Annotated in this window: 18 protein-coding genes; 9 read left to right on the plus strand and 9 right to left on the minus strand. The window is 64.4% G+C overall.

The window, feature by feature from the left end; translation table 11 throughout:
* Both BLT60_RS01240 and BLT60_RS01245 read right to left on the minus strand, forming a co-directional pair.
* Positions 1 to 1557, minus strand: coding sequence for a sugar ABC transporter ATP-binding protein (locus BLT60_RS01240; protein ID WP_090874396.1), 1557 nt, complete (start codon positions 1555 to 1557; stop codon positions 1 to 3).
* A complete protein-coding gene (locus BLT60_RS01245) occupies positions 1554 to 2369 on the minus strand; it encodes a DeoR/GlpR family DNA-binding transcription regulator (RefSeq protein WP_090874901.1) in 816 nt (271 codons plus the stop codon). The genes BLT60_RS01240 and BLT60_RS01245 overlap by 4 nt, the downstream gene beginning before the upstream one ends.
* A 253-nt stretch (positions 2370 to 2622) precedes the next feature.
* Here BLT60_RS01245 and BLT60_RS01250 point away from each other — a divergent pair, with 253 nt between their 5' ends.
* Positions 2623 to 4662 carry a bifunctional rhamnulose-1-phosphate aldolase/short-chain dehydrogenase gene (locus BLT60_RS01250; RefSeq protein WP_425284959.1) on the plus strand — a complete coding sequence of 680 codons (2040 nt, stop codon included), beginning with the start codon at positions 2623 to 2625 and terminating at the stop codon, positions 4660 to 4662.
* On the opposite strand, the gene BLT60_RS01255 is transcribed toward BLT60_RS01250, so the two are convergent.
* On the minus strand, positions 4652 to 5773 hold the full coding sequence (locus BLT60_RS01255; protein ID WP_090874397.1) for an AraC family transcriptional regulator: 1122 nt from the start codon (positions 5771 to 5773) through the stop codon (positions 4652 to 4654). The genes BLT60_RS01250 and BLT60_RS01255 overlap by 11 nt on opposite strands.
* Before the next feature lie 460 nt (positions 5774 to 6233).
* On the opposite strand from BLT60_RS01255, the gene BLT60_RS01260 reads away from it, so the two are divergent.
* The 7 genes from BLT60_RS01260 (at position 6234) to BLT60_RS01290 (ending at position 13287) form a co-directional block, all read left to right on the plus strand.
* Positions 6234 to 7664, plus strand: coding sequence for an ABC transporter substrate-binding protein (locus BLT60_RS01260; protein WP_090874398.1), 1431 nt, complete (start codon positions 6234 to 6236; stop codon positions 7662 to 7664).
* A gap of 104 nt (positions 7665 to 7768) precedes the next feature.
* The gene (locus BLT60_RS01265) at positions 7769 to 8650 is read left to right on the plus strand and encodes a carbohydrate ABC transporter permease (protein WP_090874399.1); all 882 of its coding nucleotides are present in this window, start codon (positions 7769 to 7771) and stop codon (positions 8648 to 8650) included.
* Complete coding sequence (locus BLT60_RS01270; protein ID WP_090874400.1) at positions 8650 to 9486, plus strand: carbohydrate ABC transporter permease; 837 nt, start codon at positions 8650 to 8652, stop codon at positions 9484 to 9486. The genes BLT60_RS01265 and BLT60_RS01270 overlap by 1 nt, the downstream gene beginning before the upstream one ends.
* A 4-nt stretch (positions 9487 to 9490) precedes the next feature.
* Complete coding sequence (locus BLT60_RS01275; protein ID WP_090874401.1) at positions 9491 to 9691, plus strand: DUF2160 family membrane protein; 201 nt, start codon at positions 9491 to 9493, stop codon at positions 9689 to 9691.
* A gap of 16 nt (positions 9692 to 9707) precedes the next feature.
* Positions 9708 to 10760, plus strand: coding sequence for an NAD(P)-dependent alcohol dehydrogenase (locus BLT60_RS01280; RefSeq protein ID WP_090874402.1), 1053 nt, complete (start codon positions 9708 to 9710; stop codon positions 10758 to 10760).
* A gap of 111 nt (positions 10761 to 10871) precedes the next feature.
* Entirely contained in the window at positions 10872 to 11645 is a 774-nt protein-coding gene (locus tag BLT60_RS01285) for an SDR family NAD(P)-dependent oxidoreductase (RefSeq protein WP_090874403.1), read from the plus strand.
* Between the two features lie 7 nt (positions 11646 to 11652).
* Positions 11653 to 13287, plus strand: coding sequence for a GMC family oxidoreductase (locus tag BLT60_RS01290; RefSeq protein WP_090874404.1), 1635 nt, complete (start codon positions 11653 to 11655; stop codon positions 13285 to 13287).
* Between the two features lie 18 nt (positions 13288 to 13305).
* Here BLT60_RS01290 and BLT60_RS01295 read toward each other — a convergent pair whose 3' ends face one another.
* From BLT60_RS01295 to BLT60_RS01320, 6 genes are read right to left on the minus strand one after another with little or no spacing between them, the layout of a single operon-like run.
* The gene (locus BLT60_RS01295; protein ID WP_090874405.1) at positions 13306 to 13932 is read right to left on the minus strand and encodes a biotin transporter BioY; all 627 of its coding nucleotides are present in this window, start codon (positions 13930 to 13932) and stop codon (positions 13306 to 13308) included.
* Between the two features lie 19 nt (positions 13933 to 13951).
* Entirely contained in the window at positions 13952 to 14170 is a 219-nt protein-coding gene (locus BLT60_RS01300; RefSeq protein WP_090874406.1) for an acyl-CoA carboxylase biotin carboxyl carrier protein subunit, read from the minus strand.
* Positions 14171 to 14222: 52 nt separating this feature from the next.
* On the minus strand, positions 14223 to 15587 hold the full coding sequence (locus tag BLT60_RS01305) for an acetyl-CoA carboxylase biotin carboxylase subunit (protein ID WP_090874407.1): 1365 nt from the start codon (positions 15585 to 15587) through the stop codon (positions 14223 to 14225).
* A gap of 28 nt (positions 15588 to 15615) precedes the next feature.
* Positions 15616 to 16437: a 5-oxoprolinase subunit B family protein gene (locus tag BLT60_RS01310; RefSeq protein ID WP_175478237.1), complete on the minus strand. Its 822-nt coding sequence runs from the start codon at positions 16435 to 16437 to the stop codon at positions 15616 to 15618.
* Entirely contained in the window at positions 16434 to 17234 is an 801-nt protein-coding gene (locus BLT60_RS01315) for a 5-oxoprolinase subunit PxpA (protein ID WP_090874409.1), read from the minus strand. The genes BLT60_RS01310 and BLT60_RS01315 overlap by 4 nt, the downstream gene beginning before the upstream one ends.
* 11 nt (positions 17235 to 17245) lie before the next feature.
* Positions 17246 to 18262 carry a 5-oxoprolinase subunit C family protein gene (locus BLT60_RS01320; RefSeq protein WP_090874410.1) on the minus strand — a complete coding sequence of 339 codons (1017 nt, stop codon included), beginning with the start codon at positions 18260 to 18262 and terminating at the stop codon, positions 17246 to 17248.
* Between the two features lie 259 nt (positions 18263 to 18521).
* On the opposite strand from BLT60_RS01320, the gene BLT60_RS01325 reads away from it, so the two are divergent.
* Positions 18522 to 20018 carry an aldehyde dehydrogenase gene (locus BLT60_RS01325; protein WP_175478238.1) on the plus strand — a complete coding sequence of 499 codons (1497 nt, stop codon included), beginning with the start codon at positions 18522 to 18524 and terminating at the stop codon, positions 20016 to 20018.
* Positions 20019 to 20030: the final 12 nt, after the last annotated feature.

Here is a 20030-nt window from a genome sequence, read left to right on the forward strand (position 1 = left end):
CTATACCGCCGCCGCTTCTTGTGTTTCGGAATCGCTCATCATTGCCGTGGCGATGGCGGCCTGGGTCGCATCGGCCCGTTCGACCTCGGCCACGATGCGACCGCCGCGCATGACCAGCACGCGGTCGCTCATGCCGAGAACCTCCGGCAGTTCGCTGGAAATCATCAGGATCGCCAGCCCCTTGCCGGCGAGTTCGCTCATCAGACGGTGGATTTCGGCCTTGGCGCCGACATCGATGCCGCGCGTCGGCTCGTCCATGATCAGGATGCGCGGGTTGGTCGCCAGCCACTTGGACAACACGACCTTCTGCTGATTGCCGCCCGACAGCTTGCCGGCGATCTGCCATATTCCGCTGGCGCGAATCTGGAACGTCTTGACGCTCGCCTCCGCCAGCTTCTGTTCCTCGAACCGATCGATGAACCAGCCCGGCGCGATCCGGCGCAGCACCGACATCGAGACGTTCTCGACCACCGGCATCGCCCGGACCAGTCCATGCCGACCACGGTCCTCCGGCACATAGGCGATGCCGAGTTCCTTGGCCTCGGCCGGACTGCGGATCGACACTTCTTTTCCGTCGACCAGCAGCGTGCCGCTGTCCGGCGGCGTGACGCCGAAGAGCACATGCGCGAGTTCGGTTCGGCCCGAGCCGACGAGGCCGGCGATTCCGAGAATCTCCCCTGCCCTCAGCTGGAAACTGACGTCGTTTGTCGTCGGCGACCGGACGATCGACCGGCCTTCGAGGACGACTTCGCCGATCTTGGCCTCGGTCTTGGGGAAGAGCGCATCGAGCACCCGGCCGACCATCATGTGGATGAGGTCGTCCTGGTCGGTGTCCTTGACGTCCTTGGTCGCAACATAGGTGCCGTCTCGCAGCACGGTCACCCGGTCGGCGAGCAGGAACACCTCCTCCAGGCGGTGGCTGATATAGATGACCGCCACGCCGCGATCGCGGAGCAGCCGGACGATATCGAACAACCGTTCCACGTCGTGCTCGGTCAGCGCCGCGGTCGGCTCGTCCATGATCAGCACGCGCGCGTCGTGGGAAAGCGCCTTGGCGATCTCGACCCGCTGGCGATTGCCGACCGAAAGCGACCCGACGACAGCGCTGACATCGAGGTCGTGGCTGTCGAGCGAAGCGAGCAGCGCCGCCGCATTCTCCCGGAGTTTCGGCCAGTCGATTGCGCCAAGCGCCGTGCGCGGCGCGTGCCCCATGAAGATATTCTCGGCGACGGTCAGGTCCGGAAACAGAAGCAATTCCTGGTAGATCGTCGCGATGCCGGCCTTCTGCGCCTCGAACGGCGTTGCGAAATTGACCGACTTGCCGTCGAGATACATGACTCCGGAATCGGGCTTGTGCACGCCCGACAGGATCTTGATCAGCGTCGACTTGCCGGCGCCGTTCTCGCCGAGCAGGGCATGAACCTCGCCCTGGCGCACGTTGAAGCTGACGTCGTCGAGCGCCTTGACGCCCGGGAAAGACTTGCTGACGCCCTTCAGTTCGAGCAGCGGCGCAACCGTCTTGGCCGCCGTGCCGCCGCTCTCGCTCTCAGCGCTCATTGCGCCACCCCCGAAACCCGTCCCGCGACATCCCGCGCAGTCGTCTCCACCGTGATCAGCCGGACACCGGCGTCGAGCAGCATCGTCCGCGTGTCGTCGCTGATTCCGGTGTCGGTGATCAGCGTTGACACCTGGTCAAGTCCGCAGACGATCAGGCTCGAGCGGACACTGAACTTGGTCGAATCGACCAGCACGACCAGTTCGTCGGCCTGGCCGAGAAGCTTCTGCTCGGCCTGGATCAGCAACGGGTCGGTTTCCATCAGACCGAGGTGACTGACCCCCTGCCCGCCGATGAACATGCGTCGGGCCGAGAAGTTGCGTGACACGTCGTTTTCGAAGGGACTGAGGATGATGTTGATCTCGCGATAGATGGTGCCGCCCGGCATCATGACCGTGTTCTGCGATTGCTTGAGCAGCGCTTCGGCGATGGGGAAGGAATTGGTGAATATCTGCAGGCGCCGATCGCGGAGGAAGGGCACCATCTGGAAGGTGGTCGTGCCGCCATTGATGATGATCGGCTCGTTGTCGGTGCATAGCGCGACGGCACGTTCGGCGATCGCCTGCTTCTGCTCCATGTTGATCATCATGCGATCGGAAAATGGCCGGCCGGCCATCACATGAAACGGCGCCGCCGCCAGCGCTACCGCGCCACCGCGCACCCTTCGAACTCTTTTCTGCAGATGCAATGCTGCGATATCGCGCCGAATGGTGGCCTCCGACGACTGCGTCAGCTCCACCAGACGTTGCACGGTCGCTACCGGGCTTTCTTGAACGGTCGCCAGAATCACGTCGTGGCGCTCACGTTCGTGCATGTTTCCTCCCTGGATCACCGCCCAGTTGTGATGCGAGATTTTCAACAAAGCAGCGACGTGTCAATCAGAAACGATCATTATCAAGCATGTTGCACTGCAATATAGTCATGTTTGATCGGTAATGATTGACTTTGGCGTCATCTCGGATCATTCAAAGGGCAATAACAAAAACTATCCTCGGAGGAACGTCGTGGCCGCAAACGCCGATGTGTCGCTGCTCGCAAGCTTGTGGGACGACAGTCTCGCGGAGACGATGAGCGAGAGCGAACAACTGCTCTATCGCTCGAATCTGCTCGGTTCCGATCTCAGGATCACCAACTTTGGCGGCGGAAACACCTCCGCCAAGATCGAGGAAACCGACCCGCTCACCGGCGAGACTGTTCAGGTCCTGTGGGTGAAGGGGTCTGGCGGTGATCTCGGCACCATCCGGATGGATGGCTTCTCGACGCTCTACATGGATCGGCTGGAGGCTCTCAAGGGCATCTATCGGGGCCCCGACCACGAAGACGAGATGGTCGGCTACCTGCCGCACTGTACCTTCAACCTGAACGCCCGCGCCGCCTCGATCGACACGCCGCTCCATGCCTTCGTTCCGCACCGGCATGTCGACCACATGCATCCCGACGCGGTCATCGCCATCGCAGCGTCGAAGGACAGCAAGCAACTGACCGAGGATATCTTCGGCGGTGAGATCGGCTGGCTGCCATGGCGGCGGCCGGGCTTCGAACTCGGCCTGTGGATCGGCCGCTATGCCGAGGAGAATCCGAATTCGAAGGGCGTTGTCCTCGCTGGCCACGGCCTGTTTACCTGGGCCGCGACGGCGAAGGAAAGCTACGAGATCACGCTCGACATCATCAACCGGGCGATCGCCTGGTTCGCCGACACGACCGCCGACAAGGTTATCTTCGACGGCGCAAGACACACCGCCCTGCCCGCCGGGGAGCGCCGCGCCATCGCCGCGAAGCTGATGCCGGCGATCCGCGGCCGGATCGGCAAGACCGAGAGCAAGGTCGGCCATTTCGACGACAGCCCGGCGGTTCTGGAATTCGTCAATTCCAAAGCCCTCGACACCCTGGCGCCGCTCGGCACCAGTTGTCCCGATCATTTCCTGCGCACCAAGATTCGCCCGCTCGTCGTCCCCTTCGATCCGGCGGCGCCGGACGCCGCAGCGGCGATCGACGCCCTCGGCGAGGCCATCGCGGCCTATCGCGAGGACTATGCCGCCTATTACGAACGCTGCCGCCACGACGACAGCCCGGCGATCCGCGATCCCAACGCAGTCGTCTACCTGGTGCCCGGCGTCGGCATGATCACCTTCGGCAAGGACAAGCCGACCGCCCGTATCGCGGCCGAGTTCTACACCAATGCCATCAATGTCATGCGCGGTTCGTCCTCGGTCTCGACCTATCAGGGCCTGCCGGAGCAGGAAGCCTTCGACATCGAGTACTGGCTCCTTGAAGAGGCCAAGCTCAAGCGGCTGCCCAAGCCGAAGCCACTGGCCGGGCGCATCGCCTTCATCACCGGCGGCGCCGGCGGAATCGGCCGGGCGACGGCCGAGCGGCTGATCGGCGAAGGCGCCTGCGTCGTGATCTCGGATATCGACCCGAAGTCCCTCGAAACCGCGGTCAACGATCTCGCCGGCCAGTTCTCGAAGGACATGATCCGTGGTGTCGTCTGCGATGTCACCAACGAGGACTCCGTCGAGGCGGCGATCACCGAGGCCGCTGTCGAATATGGCGGCCTGGATTTCGGCGTCTCCAACGCCGGCATCGTCACCGGTGGCGCCATCGACGAGACGACGCTGGCCCAGTGGCAACTCAATGTCGACGTCCTGTCGACCGGCTACTTCCTCGTCACCCGCGCCGCCTTCCGTCTCCTCAAGGCGCAGGCGCTCGGCGGCGCCATCGTCTTTGTCGCCTCGAAGAACGGGCTGGCCGCCTCGGTCAACGCCTCCGCCTATTGCGCGGCCAAGGCCTCGGAGATTCATCTCGCCCGTTGCGTTGCGCTGGAAGGCGCGCCCCATGGCATCCGCGTCAACGTCGTCAACCCGGACGGCGTGCTGCGCGGCTCAAAGATGTGGTCGGACGAGCGTCGGCAGGAACGGGCCGAATCCTACAAGGTCCAGCCCGAGGACCTCGACGACTTCTACCGCCAGCGCACCATGCTCAAGGAGAGCGTGTATCCGGAGGATATCGCCGAGGGCATCCTGTTCTTCGTCACCGAGGGATCGCGGAAGTCGACCGGCAACATCCTCAACATCGACGGCGGCAACGTTCAGTCCTTCACGCGTTGACCCGGCGGCCTCGATCGCTGCGCCCCGCCGCCGTGTGCGACGACCCGGCATCGTCGGCAAGTCCCCGCTGGAGCGTCGCGGCGTTGTCGGTGTGGACATGCGGACTGTCGGGATCGCGGCGATAGGGATCGGGCGACTTCTTGAGGTTCCGCTTCGCGTGCCGACGGTATTCGGACGGCGTCATGCCGCACATAGCCAGGAACTGGCGGTTGAAGTTTGACAGGTTGTTGAAGCCGGTATCGTAGCAGATTTCAGTGACTGGCCGGTCCTGCTGGGTAAGGAGGACGCACGCCCGGTTGACCCGCATCCGGTTGACGTAGCGAACGAAGCCGTGGCCGGTATTCTTCTTGAAGAAACGCGAGAAGGCGGCGTCCGACATTCCGCAGTGATGGGCGACATCCGACAGCCGGATCTCTTCGCCGAGCTTGCCGATCAGGAAATCGATTGCCCGGCTGATCGTATCGGAGACCGCGTGGTCCAGCGTCGGCGCATAGTTGCGGCTCGACAGGATCGTCTTCTCGCGCGTGCGGTTCAGTTCATCCAGCAGTTCGAGGAAATACAGCATGCGGCGGGTAGGGCCGGCCGTGCCGATCCGTTGCAGGACTTGCGCGCCAAACCGTGCCGCCTCGCCGTGGAACTCGATGCCGAACCGCGCGTCGTCCAGCAGCGGCTCGACCTCCTCGAGTTCCGGCGCGACGCGCATCATGTCGCGGACGGTCTCGTCACTGAACTGGATCAGCATGTCGCGATCGCGAATCGTCAGTCCGACGACGTTATCGCTCACCCAGTTATGGGGCAGGTTCGGTCCCGTCAGCACCAGGTTGCCCGGCTCGAAATTGCCGATGTAGTCGCCAACGAACATCTTGCCGCTGGTCTTCTGGATCAGGTGCAGTTCGTATTCGGGATGATAGTGCCACTTGGCGAAGGGATAGGGATGGTCGTGAACGGTCCAGCGGAAGGACTGTCGTGGCTGCCCGACGATCAATTCGAAGTCGGGAACGATGTCTGCGCTGTGTCCGCCGGGAGCAGCGCGCCCGGCGCCGCCGGGCCATTCGGTTATCGTCTCCGCCCGGCGGGACGGTCCGCGTGGACCGGTTTGAAGATGTCCCATTCGTTTCCTCCGAACAACGCCGCCCCGGTTTCTTTGCGAACCGATGGCGAGCGGTTTTCCCCTGGATTCTCGTCTTCTTCCTTCCATTCATAGGCAGTGCCGCAAGCAGGATTGTATCATGCCAGGCAGCTCAACTGATACTTTTTTATGGTGAGGCCCGCCTCTATCAGCTTCTCGTCAGGACACCGATGGTGTTTTCGTATCATGGGTTTTGGCCTGAACGCTGCGCTCCGGACCGTCGGGACAAAGACTCCGTGAAATGATGATTTCCAAAAATTGCATAGTCGGCAGCCTGAATCTGTGTGGCCGACGGAGCCGCCTCGGCGTCATCATCCGACCTGCCCAGGGAGAACCGCGCCGCGGTGACGGGCAAGAATGAACCGCGCCACCGACTACGTTCGGATGGTGATCCAAGCCACGGCATCGAGTGTGGCGGCGGTTCCGAATTGGGAGGGATGACATGAGGAAATTTGCGGCATCTACCGCACTGACCGCCATCGCGATGATGGTGGGGGCCTCCGCTGCGCATGCCGATTTCTGGTCGGATGCGGGCAAGGCCTACGAGGGCGTCACCATTCGCGGCGTCTCCGAAAGCACACCGCCATCCAACTACGTCAAGGACGTGCTGGCCCCCGCCTTCACCGAAGCGACCGGCATCAAGGTCGAGTTCGAGGCGACGTCGTGGGACCAGATGTACGACAAGGCGATCAAGGACATGGAGGCCAATACCGGCATCTATGACTTCGTCTATATCGAGCAGGACATCGTCTACAGCTACCTGTCCCGCGACTTCCTCGTCGACCTGACCAAGGCGCTGGCCGACAACCCGGACCTGAAGGCGCCGACCTTCAACTTCGACGAATTCACCTCCTTCATCGACTATTTCAAGAACGACGACGGCGACGTCTTCGGCGTTCCGATGGAGGCCTTCGTCAAGATCTACCTCTACCGCAAGGACCTGTTCGGCGACCAGGAAGCCAAGGACGCGTTCAAGGCCAAATACGGCTACGACCTCGCCCCAGCGACCACCCACCAGCAGTACAAGGACATCGCCGACTTCTTCACCCAGTGGGGCAAGGACCACGACATGGAGTTGTGGGGCACGACGGTCCAGGCGCATTCAGGCCACCCGGCGTCGTGGTACGAGTTCTTCGAAAGCTGGGGCCCGACCTTCGGCGTTTACAACTGGGGCATCGACGCCAGCAACAACTATGCGGCATCGGTCGCCAATGGCGGATCGATGAATGGCCCGAAGGCCAAGGAAGCGCTGGCCTACTGGCTCGACCTGCTCAACGACGCGCCGCCTGAGGCCACCCAGAGCACCTGGGACGAGGTTGCGGCTACCTTCGCCGCCGGCCGCGCCGCCCAGGGCCTGGTCTATGGCGAGAACGCCGCATGGATTGCCGCGGACGACACCAAGTCCAACGTCGTCGGCAATGTCGGCGTGGCGCTGCCGCCGCTCTCCGATGGAGTCATGGCCGAAGTCGAAGGCGGAACCGGCTATATCGGCTACTACGATGGCGGCGCGTTCGGCATCCCGCATTCCTCGAAGAACAAGGAAGCGACTCTCCTGTTCCTCCAGTATATCGGCCAGGACGAAGTGCAGCCGGGATGGGCGATCGCCGCACCCCGCATCACGCACACCGCCACCTACGCCGATCCGGATGTCATGAAGATGGACGCCGAACTGGACGGCTACTACACCCTGCTCAAGGACAAGGGTCCGCTCTTCGCGGGCGCGCCTCCCTATCCGTTCCACGCGCAGGTTCGCGAAGCGACGGCTCCGTTCTTCTACGAGGCGATCATCGGCCAGCTTACGGCCGACGAAGCACTCGACAAGATGGCTGAAGCCGCCGAGGCCGAACTGACCAAGCTCGGCTACCGGAAGTAAGCGCTTCCTCCCGGGACCGGGGCGGCCTCGGCCGCCCCGGTTTCCCGCTCCAGATTCTGTGCGACGGCTCCTGCTTCGGGCCACAAGTTCGGCGGCAACACGAAATGAATTCGCAGAAGACCGGCTGGCTGCTGCTGGCGCCGACCCTGGTTATCCTGTTCATCTTCGGGGTGGTGCCGTTCCTCTATGTCCTGGTGACGAGCTTCGTCCACTGGAACGCCTTCGCGGCCGACCCGACGCCCCATTTTGCCGGCGTCGACAATTACCGGCAGCTGGTTTTCGACGATCAGTTCATCTTCTCGATCTGGCAGACGGCGCGCTTCGCCTTCTTCGTCGTTCTCAGCGAACTGGTGCTTGGCTATATGCTGGCCCGGCTGATGCTCTCGGATTTCCCCTTCAAGGGCCTGTTCCGCACCATCCACGCCCTGCCGCTGATGGTCGCCCCGATCGCCGTCGGCGCCACCTGGCGCCTGCTGACCGTGCCCGGCCTCGGCCCCCTGCCCTACTTTCTCGACACGTTCTTCGGCTACGACTACCGGATCGGCAGCTTCGCCGACCAGGCGTTCTTCACCACCGTCGTCATGGACATCTGGCACTGGACGCCGCTCGTCACCCTGACGCTGCTGGCCGCCCTGTCGTCGCTCCCCAAGGAGCCCTTCGAACAGGCCCAGATCGATGGCGCCAGCCGCTTCCAGATCTTCTGGTACGTCACCCTGCCCTTCCTGCGGCCGGCGATCCTTGCCACCGTCTTCATCCGGATGATGGACGCGCTTCGCACCGTCGACGAGATCTGGATGCTCACCGGCGGCGGTCCGGCGGCCACGACGCGCTACATCGGTCTTTACATCTGGCGGGTGGTCTTCCCGAAGACCGACTACGGCTACGGCGCTGCCGTCTCGCTGGTGACGCTGTTCCTGACGATCGTCCTGTGCTGGCTGCTCTATGTCGGCCTTGTCGCCCGCCGTGGGCAGAAGAGTGTGAACTGATGTTCAAGCCCCGACGCGGTATCAATCTTCTCTTCTGGTGCGGCGCCAGCCTGGTGACGCTGTTCCCGATCTACTGGATGTTCGTCATTTCGGCGAAGAGCCGGGCCGAACTGTTCGGTCGGCCGAGCTTCATCCTCGACAGCATCTACTGGCAGAACTACATCGAGACGCTGAACAATCCGACCTTCCAGAAATACATGTTCAACTCGATCGTCGTGGCGACGAGCAATTCGTTCCTGGTGACGACCCTGGCGCTGATGGCGACCTATGCCCTGTCGCGGTTTCCGCTGGTCGGCAAGGAGAACATCTTCTTCTGGACGATCACCAACCGGATGGCGCCGCCGGCGGTTTTCCTGCTGCCGCTCTTCCTGCTCTACACCCAGGCCTTTTCCATCGGCGAATGGCGGCTCTACGACACGCGGCTCGGGCTGATCCTGCTCTATTGCGTCTTCAACCTGCCCTTCGCCATCTGGATCCTGCGCAACATCATCGACGGAATTCCGAAGGAACTCGACGAAGCGGCCCTGGTCGACGGCGCCAGTCTCTGGCAGGTGATGACCAGGATCATCCTGCCGCTGGCGCGGCCGGGTCTGGCGGTGACCGCCATCCTCACCTGGGTTTTTGCCTGGAACGAGTATCTTTTCGCCGCAACGCTGACCAGCGTCGACGCCCGGACAATCACTACCGGCCTGGCCGAATTCGTCACCGTGACCGGGACCAACTGGGGCCTGATGGCTGCGACGGCGATGCTGACGCTTCTACCCGCCCTGATCTTCCTTGGCCTGGTCCAGAAGCACATTGTCGCCGGCCTGACCTTTGGCGCAGTGAAGGGATAACGCGATGAGCGGACCCGACGACGAAGAGAAGCCCGGTTTCCTGCCGATCGAGACCAACGCTTTCGACCGTGGGTTCATTGCCGTGGTCGTCTTCATCGCATTAAATCTGTTGTGGATGCGCTTCCTCGAACCACTTGGGCTATCGCTCTATTTCGCAACCGCGATATCGATCGTCCTCGGCTGGTTCATCATCAAACGCGGTTGAAGAAAAGAACGGAATAATGACCAAAGCACTTGTCCTGGAAAAGAAGCTCGACCTCTCGCTGCGCGATATCGCGATCGAGGAGACGCTCGGGCCCCGCGATGTCCGCATCGCGATGAAGACCGTCGGGGTTTGCGGCAGCGACGTTCACTATTACACCCATGGCGGCATCGGCCAGTTCATCGTCCGTGAGCCGATGATCCTCGGCCACGAGGCCTCCGGCGTCATCACCGAGACCGGATCGGAGGTCTCCGATCTCAAGGTCGGCGATCGCGTCTGCATGGAGCCCGGCATTCCCGATCCCAACAGCAAGGCCTCGCGCCTCGGCATGTATAATCTCGATCCGGCCGTGCGCTTCTGGGCCACGCCGCCGGTCCACGGCGTGCTGCGCCCCTCCGTCGTCCATCCCGCCGACTTCACCTTCAAGCTTCCCGACAACGTCTCCTTCGCCGCCGCCGCCATGGTCGAGCCGCTCGCCGTCGGCGTTCACGGCACCGTCAAGGCGCGGATCACACCGGGCGACATCGCGGTCGTCATCGGCGCCGGGCCGATCGGCCTCGTCACGCTGCTCGCCGCCTTCGCCGCCGGCTGCGCCCGCGTCATCATTGCCGATGTCGACGACGCCAAGCTCGCCATCGCCGAGAGCCTTGCCAAGGTCCCCGGCGCGGTGGTCGGCATCAACGTCCGCTCCCAGCGCCTTGCCGACGCGGTGTCCCGCGAGACCGACGGCTGGGGTGCCGACGTGGTCTTCGAATGCTCCGGCAACGAGAAGGCGGCCAGCGAGATCTTCGATGTGGTCTGCCCCGGTGGCGTCGCCGTGATGATCGGCATCCCCCTGTCGCCGTTCCAGCACGACGTGTCGCTCGGCTGCGTCAAGGAAGTCCGCATCGAGCACGTCTTCCGCTACGCCCATGTCTATCCGCGCTGCATCGCCATGCTGGCCTCCGGCTCGATCGACGTCGCGCCGCTGATCACCGAGACCTTCCCCTTCGAGGAGAGCGTCCAGGCCTTCGAACTGGCTGCCAGCCAGCCGAAGGGATCGGTGAAGATCCAGATCGAGATGCCTGCCTGACCGGCGCCAGAATGCCGTCACGCCGGACCTCGGCGCGACGATCAACGAAAAGAAGAGTAGAGGGACACGGATCGATCGATTCCGTGTCCCTCCCCCAGGGGAGAGGCGTCAATGTATCTTGAAAAGTTCAACCTCGACGGCCGCGTCGCCGTCGTCACGGGTGGTGGCCGGGCGATCGGCCTTGCCTGTTGTCACGCCCTTGCCGAGGCCGGCGCCAAAGTCGTCATCGCCGATGTCGATCGCGATGTCGCCGAGAGCGGCCGCGCCGAGATGAAGGGCGCGGGCTTCGACGCCGATGTCGAGATCATGGACGTCACCAATTCGGAACAGGTCACCAGGGTCGCCGACGATGTCGTGGCGCGCCACGGCGCGGTCGACATCCTTGTCGCCAACGCCGGCATCGCCCGCTCAGGCACGCCGGCCGAGGAGGTCGAGGACGAATTGTGGCTCAACGTCAACGACGTCAATCTCAACGGCGTCTTCTGGTGCAATCGTGCCTTCGGCCGGCACATGCTGGCCCGCAACAGCGGCGCGATCGTCAACATCGGCTCGATGTCCGGTTTCATCGTCAACCGGCCGCAGCAGCAGTCCTACTACAACGCCTCCAAGGCAGCCGTGCATCACCTGACCCGCTCGCTCGCCACCGAATGGGCGGACCGGGGTGTCCGGGTCAACGCCGTCGCGCCGACCTATATCGACACGCCCCTTGTCTGGGCTGTCGAAGGCGTCGAGGAGATGATGAAGGACTGGCTTCGGGACACACCGATGGGACGTCTCGGCCGACCCGACGAAATCGCCTCAGTCGTCCATTTCCTCGCCTCGGATGCCTCCAGCATCATGACCGGCTCGATCGTTTCCGCCGACGCCGGCTTCATCAGTTGGTGACGACGCAATGTCGACTGTGACGACCCGAACTGACTACGACTACATCATTGTCGGCGGTGGCAGTTCCGGCTGCGTCACCGCCAACCGGCTCGTCGACCGCTACGGCGCTCGCGTCCTGCTGCTCGAGGCCGGCCCGCGCAAGTCGCCACGGCTGCTCGGAATGCCGGCCGGATACATGAAGTATCTCGGCAGCGACGAATTCCTGACGATGCACCACTCGACGCCGCAGCCGCAGCTCGACGGGCGCGCGCCGATCATCCCGCAGGCGCGACTGCTCGGCGGCGGCAGTTCGGTCAACGCGATGGTCTACATGCGCGGTAACGCCGCCGACTACGATCGCTGGGATCGCTATCTCGGCCAGGGGTCGGGTTGGAGCTATCGCGACCTCCTGCCCCACTTCAAGGCACTGGAGGGCAACGACCACCTCGGCGGCGAATTCCACGGCACCGACGGCCCGCTCAAGGTCTCGCATCTCGGCCACCACGACATCGTCAGCCAGACCTTCGTCAAGACGCTGCAGCGGCTCGGTTACGCCTTCAATCCCGACTTCAACGGCGCCCACCAGCGTGGCGTCGGCTTCATGCAGCACACCATCAACGGTGTCACCCAGCGCCGCAGCAATGCGGTCGACGCCTTCCTCGCCCCGGTGATCGACAATCCGCGGCTGACGCTTCTCACCGACGCCCGCGCCACCGGCCTGATCATCGAGGACGGTCGCGCCACCGGCGTCCGCTACTTCCATGACGGCGCCGAGCGTCGCGCCCATGCCGCGACCGAGGTCATCCTCACTGCCGGCTCCTACATCACGCCAAAGCTCCTGATGCTCTCCGGCGTCGGCCCGGCCGATCACTTGCGCCAGCACGGCATCGACGTCGCCGTCGACCTGCCCGGCGTCGGCCAGAACCTGCAGGACCATCACGAGGTCCCGGTCATCGCCTCGATCAACCAGCCGCTCGGCTATTTCGGCCAGGACAAGGGCCTGGCGATGCTGCGGAACGGCCTGCAATACCTGATGTTCAAGACCGGTCCGGTGACCTCGACCGGCGTCGAGGCCTGCGCCTTCATCGACCCGCTCGGCAACGAGGAGGATTCCTCGATCCAGCTCTATTGCGTGCCGTCGGTCTATCTCGACCGCGATGTCTCAGGCGTCGCACCGTCGCATGGCATCACCCTCACGCCCTGCGTCCTTCGCCCCAAGGCCCGCGGCTCGGTCACGCTTCGCTCCGCCGATCCGGGCGACATGCCGGTGGTCGACTGCAACTTCTTCGGCGATCCCGACGACCTCAAGCTGCAGATGGCCGGCGTCCGCTTCGGCCGCGAGGTTCTGGCCACCGATCCCATTCGTGAACTCGTCTCGCAGGAAATCTTCCCCGGCAAGGACCGGGTCAGCGACGCCGACCTGGAAACCCATTGCAAGCGAACGGTGAAGACCAACTACCACCCGGTCGGCACCTGCCACATGGGGCCGGACTCTGACCCGACCGCCGTGCTCGACGCGCGGCTGAAGGTGCGCGGCGTCGAGTCGCTGCGCGTCTTCGACTGCTCGATCATGCCGTCGATCGTCTCCGGCAACACCAACGCCGCAGCACTTGCCGTTGCCGACCGCGCCGTGACCTTGATGATGGAGGGCGCGGCGCCCTAGGGGCGTCGCAAGTCCGGGCTACCGCGCCCGGCGGGTGCCCGATGAAAGGGCCAGCGCGAACAGCGTCGCAAGGGCGATCTTCAACAGGTCGCCGAGGATGAACGGCATCACGCCGGCCGAGAAGGCCGTAGAAAGGCCGAGGCCCGAAGCGCCGCTCGACAGGGAGGCGAACCAGGCGAGCCACACGAGGCCGAGCGCCATCATCAGCACCTCGCCGGCCAGCATCGCGCCGAACATCTTCGGCCAGGACGCCGCCCAGCCACGGTCCGCGGCCGCCCCGACGATCGCCGCCATGGCGACGAAACCGGCCAGGAAGCCGCCGGTCGGCCCCATGAAGTAGGCCGGGCCGGCGATCAGCGGCGGTGTATTGGTGAAGACCGGCAGGCCAAGCATGCCTTCGGCGAGATAAGCCAGCACGGTCAGGACGCCGAGGCGGGCGCCATAGGCCGAGGCAAGGGCCACGACCGCAAGCGTCTGCAGGGTCATCGGCACCGGAAAGAAAGGAACCTTGATCTTGGCCGCGATGGCGAGCACCGCCGTACCGGCAAGGATCAGCAGGACCGAAACCACCAGCCGCATCGCCCCGTCAGGCAGAGCCCTCGTCACCAGCGCACCCGGGTGCGCACCGCTCGTCTTCATCGCCATGTGACTGTCCTCTCGACCGCTATTCGATCTCGACAGCGACGAAGTCGCCGTCGACATTTTCCTGACCTTCGGTGATGGTCACCTTGGTCACCTTTCCGGCGCGCGGCGCCTCGTGGGGAAATTCCATCTTCATCACTTCGAGGATGAAGAGGACGTCGCCCTCGGCGACCGTGTCGCCTTCCTTGACCAGCACTTTCCAGACATTGCCCGGGGATTCGGTCTTGACTTGTTCGGCCATGGGAATGGTCTCCGCAGATCGCCGCGCATCGCGGCGTCAGGTTGGTCGGTAATCAGGCAGGCGCCAGGAGATCGTCCCTGTGCCTGTCGAGAAAATCGGTGAAAGTCGTGCCATCGATGAAGGCCGGGTGATCGAACACCGTGCGCAACAGCGCGATGTTGGTCGCCACGCCGTCCACCGCGATATCGCCAAACACCACCCGACAGCGCGCCAGCGCATCGGCGCGATCTTCGCCGCGGACAATGATCTTGGCAATCAGCGGGTCGTAGAAGGACGTGATCTCGTCGCCCTGCTCGAAACCGGTATCGACTCGGACGTGATCGCTCGCCGCCGGATAGACGACGCGATCCAGCCGCCCGGGCGACGGCATGAACTTCTTCGCCGGGTTCTCCGCATAGATCCGGCATTCGATCGCATGTCCGCTGCGCCCGATATCGTCCTGGGTCAGCGTCGGCTGAGCGCCCGCCGCCAGGCGCAACTGCATCTGCACCAGGTCGACGCCGGTGATCATCTCGGTCACCGCATGCTCGACCTGGATGCGGGTATTCATCTCGAGAAAATAGAATTTGCCGGTCTCATCATCGAAGATGAACTCGACCGTCCCCGCCCCGGCATAGGACTGGTTCTCGGCCAGCGCCACGGCAGCCGCGGTCATCTCGGCGCGAGTCGACTCGTCGACGACCGGCGACGGCCCTTCCTCGATCACCTTCTGGAAGCGCCGCTGGATCGAGCATTCCCGTTCATAGAGATGGACCGCGCGTCCATCGCCGAAGCCGAAGACCTGCACCTCGATATGACGGGCGCGCGAGACAAGCCGTTCGAGATAGACGGTGCCGTCGCCAAAGGCGCGCGCCGCCATGCCCTGCGTCGTCTGAACGACGCCGGCAAGATCCTCCAGCCGGTCGACCTGGCGCATGCCGATGCCGCCGCCGCCACCCGCCGCCTTGACCAGCAGCGGGAAACCGATCGGCGCGGCGCGGTGCGCGAGTTCCTCGACATCGAGTTCGAGGAAGCGTTCCGTGCCGGGCAACACCGGCACGCCGGCCGCCTCGGCGATCGCACGGGCGCGTCCCTTGTCGCCCATAGCGTCGATGGTTTCGGCCGCCGGCCCGACCCAGATCAGGCCGGCCTTGGCGACCGCGCGGGCAAAGGCCGCGCTCTCCGACAACAGTCCGTATCCCGGGTGGATGGCATCGACCGATTCCGCCCGCGCCGCCTCGAGAATCGCCTCGACATTGAGATAGCTGCGATCGACCCGGGACGGCCCGATATGCACCGCGCGGTCGGCGAGACGAACGTGTCGGGCCTTTGCGTCGGCATCCGAATAGACGACGACCGACTCCAGCCCCAGCGTCCGGCAGGCGGCAATGACGCGGCAGGCGATCTCGCCGCGGTTGGCGATCAGGACCCGCTTCACGTGGCGATGTCCCGTCGGGCGGTCAGGGTCATGACGGACGGTTCTCCAGGTAGTCTTTGACGTTGAAGGTTTCTTCGGTGATCCGGTACTTGAAGGTCCCGGCCTGGGCCGCTTCCCAGATGTCGTCATACTCGAGCGCATTGACGTTGTAGTAGCGCAGTCGATCGCCGGCCTGGAGCAGGACGCCATCCTCCGGGAAGACAGAACTCTTCGAGTTCGGCTCGAAGATGTTGACCGCCAGCCGGCCGATCACCTGGTACCCGCCGGGGCTGGCGACCGGATAGGCGCCGGTCGAAAAGCCGGCAAGCGCGACGAGCCGCGCCGGCGTGTAACTGCGTGGCGTCTTGTATTTCGGCGCCTTCAGCCATTTGCTCGGGTCGAGCGGCAGCGAGAAGTAACAACCCGGCGTGAAGCCGACGCAGACGATCCAGTAGTCGGTGCCGGTATGGCGCGCGATCACCTCGTCAACGGTGATGCCGTTGCACTCGGCGACGAACTCGATGTTGTTCTGGACATCGAAGCGATTGGCCAGTTCGGCCGACCAGGGGTCGTTGTACCAGAGCGGCAATTCGACCAGCCGCGACGGCAGTTCATCGACCTCGACCACGGTCTTCTGGATCGCGCCGACCGCGTCGCGCAGCGTGTCATAGTCGGTCTCGAACCGGTCGAACAGCACGCCGAGTTCACGGAAGGAGGGGATGATCTCCATGATGCCGGGCAGGTCGGCCTTGCGCAGTTGCTCGGCCAGCGCCAGCACCTTGAAGTTCAGCGACAGGTCGGCCTCGTCGCCGAACTCGACGGCGAGATAACAATCGCCAAGCGGCCGGAATTTGGGCTCGTCGTAGATCACGCTGTCGCACTCCGTTGCATGCTGCCGGCAGGCGGTTGCCAGCTTGCCGCCGCGATGCCGTCCTCTTCGAGGACCGCCCGCACCCGCTGGGCGATCTCGACCGCGTTGGGGCCGTCGCCATGGATGCAGATCGTCTGCGCATCAAGGGGGATCGCCTTGCCGCTGACCGACACGACCTCGCCCTTGTCGAGGTACCGCCGAAGCCGGCTCGCGACGTCGTCGAGGTCCTTGACCGACTTCTTGCGCTCGACCATGAGGTTGGCTTCATCCGAATAGGAGAGGTCGAAATAGACCTCGCCGACGACCGGAATGCCGAGCTTCGCAGCCGCCCTCGGCAGTGCATGGCGCTCGACCGGCGCCGGCCAGTAGAGCAGCGGCGACGGGCAGGTATCGCGGATCGCCTCGGCAACGGCGGCGGCCAGGTCGTCCTGGTCGTTGAGCATGCCGTAGAGCGCACCATGCGGCTTGACGTGATGAAGCGTCATGCCGAGCGGCGCGAGAAACCCCTTCAGCGCACCGACCTGATAGACGACAGCGGCGTAGGCTTCGGCCGGCGAGATATCCATCCGCCGTCGTCCGAAACCGACCAGGTCGGGCAGGCCCGGATGGGCGCCCACGGCGACCCCGTTGCGGTGAGCGTCGGCCACCGTCCGCTGCATCACCAGCGGGTCGCCGCCGTGGAAGCCGCAGGCGACGTTGGCCGTCGTGATCAGCGGCATCAGCGCCTCGTCGGCCCCCATCGACCAGTTGCCGAAGCTCTCGCCGCAATCGCAGTTGATATCGATCGTGCCGGCCATGCTGTCGTCCCTCACCGGCCGCCGTCGAGCGCGGCCTTCGCGTCGCGCAGGCGCTGCCAGATGTCCTTGATGACGGCGGTCGCTTCCGCGGCATCGACGGCGCGGAAGGTCAGAGCGCCCTTCGGCGGAATCTGCCCCATCTTGCCGATGTCGGCGGAGATCACGGTGGCGATCTTGGCGTAGCCGCCGGCAGTCGGATTTTCGACACCCATGACGATCGGCTCGATGCCGCCCGGCACCTGGATGCCGCCGACCGGGATGACGTCGTCGACGATGTCGGCCGGGCCGGAGCCGGCGTCGCGGGTGAGATAATCCGGTCGCGGATGGAGTTCGAGCGGCGGCCCGATCAGCCGCATGCCCATGCGGTCGGATACTGGCGAGAGCCGCCACTCGGCCGACAGGAAGGTCTCGATCCCCTTGTCGGTGAACATGAAATCCTGAGGGCCGAGAACCACCCGGATCACCGTCGCTTCCTCGGGTCCGGTCGGCAGATCGCCAAGGCTGCGCCCGGCGAGGCGCTCGAGATCCGCGGATGGCGCCAGCGTCTTCAGCGTGTCGCCCTTTCTCAGCGCCCGGCCTTCGAGCCCGCCCTGCGACCCGCGCACATAGGTGCCGCGGCTGCCGAGCACTTCGGGCACATCGATCCCGCCGGCAATCGCGAGGTAGCCCCGCGCGCCCGAGCGCGCCGCGCCGCAGGTCAGTACGCTGCCGGCCGAAATCCTGATCGGCTTGAACCGCTCCACCGGCTCGCCGTCGAGCGTCGCCGGCATGTCGGCGCCTGCAAGCGCCACCACGCTGTCCGCGCCGAAGCGAAGGCTGACGCCCTTGACCAGCATTTCCAGTCCCGCGCCACCGGGCGCGGCCCGGCTGAGCGGCGGCGGCGTCAACTCGTTGCCGACAAGCAGATTGGCGATCGCCAGGCTGTAGAAGTCCTGCGCCCCGGCAGGCGGGATGCCACGTGCCAGGTATCCCGGGCGGCCGCCGTCCTGGATCGTCGTCTGGAGTCCGCCGTTCAGCACTTCAATCATTGCGGGCCAGTGCTCCCAAAGCCGCCTGGAATTTTCCGTATCGGAGACTCTGTCCAGTCGAAAGATCAAGACTCTTTATTTTTTCAATGTGAATGAGGTTGGGACCGGATGTCAACAGGGCTCCCTCGTCTCCGCCAGAACGCAAACCGCCCGGGAAAGCCCGGAGTTGCCTACGATTTGAGCGATCTGCCTTCGGCTTGACACTCTCCCGTGGAGCGTTTTATAAAAGATCAAATGTTTTTATTTTTGGGAGTTGCCCGTGAACGAGGCAGTCGCTCGAGAACCTGAAACCTACACCCACTGGATTGGCGGCGCGGCCCAGTCGGCATCTTCGGGCAAGACCTTCGACACCTATAATCCGACGTCGGGCGACGTCTGGGGTCACTTCGCGCTTGGCAACGCCGACGACGTCTCCGACGCCGTTCAGGCGGCCCGCGACGCCTTCGTCAAATGGCGCGAAATCTCGCCGACGCGGCGCGGCCGGCTGATGATGCGCTGGGCCGACGCGATCAACGAGAATGCCGAGAAGATCGGCCGGATCGAGACCGCCCAGAACGGCAAGCTGCTCAACGAGATGATCCTCCAGGCGCGGATCGTGCCGGACTGGCTCTATTACTATGGCGGGCTGGCCGACAAGATCGAGGGTCGGGTCATCCCGATCGACCGCACCTCGGTGCTCAACTACACGCTCCGCGAGCCGCTCGGCGTCGTCGGCGTCATCATGCCGTGGAACTCGCCGCTGTTCCTCACCGTCATGGCGGTCGCGCCCGCGCTTGCCGCTGGCAACACCGTCGTCATCAAGCCGTCGGAAGTCACCCCGGCCTCGATGATCGAGGCGGTCAGGATCGCCGAGGAGATCGGCATCCCCAGGGGCGTGCTGAACGTCGTTACCGGCGACCGCACCACCGGCGAAGCCCTGATCGACAATCCCGACGTCGCCAAGGTGGCCTTCACCGGCGGCGTCGAAGCCGGCCGCGCCGTTGGCGTCCGCGCCGCCGCGCGACTGGCCCGGGCGACGCTCGAACTCGGCGGCAAGAGCGCCAACATCGTTTTCCCCGATGCCGATCTCAAGCAGGCCGAAGCCGGTCTGCTGGCCGGCATCTTCGCCGCGGCCGGACAGACTTGCGTCGCCGGTTCGCGGGCCCTCGTTCATCGCTCCATCCACGACGACGTGATGGAGATGCTCTCCAGGCGCGCAGCTGCAATCAAGATCGGTGATCCACTGGAAGCCGACACGCAGATGGGCCCTGTCGCCACCCGCCAGCAACTCGAGAAAGACGAGAGCATGGTGGCACGGGCGGTCTCGGAAGGCGCAGAGATCGTCTATGGCGGACACCGCGCCAACCCAGCAACGCTTCCGAACGGGTTCTTCTTTTCGCCGACCATCCTGACCAAGGTCGAGCCGACAAGCTTCATCGCTCAGAATGAAGTATTCGGCCCGGTCCTTTCGGTCATTCCTTTCGAGGACGAGGAGGAGGCGATCTCTCTGGCCAACGGCACTCCGTTTGGCCTCGCGGCAGGCGTGTGGACGCTCGACATTCGGCGCGCCCACCGCATGGCAAGACGACTCCAGGCCGGCACGGTCTGGGTCAACATGTACCGCGCGATGACCTTCAACTCGCCCTTCGGTGGCTACAAGGCCAGCGGCACCGGGCGCCAGAACGGCATCGAGGCGATGGACGAATACCTGCAGACCAAGAGCGTGTGGTGCGAGCTGAGCGATGACGTTCAGGATCCATTCGTCATGCGGTCCTGAGAACGAGACCTT

The sequence above is a fragment of the Bauldia litoralis genome (assembly GCF_900104485.1).
Taxonomy (GTDB): Bacteria; Pseudomonadota; Alphaproteobacteria; order Rhizobiales; family Kaistiaceae; genus Bauldia; species Bauldia litoralis.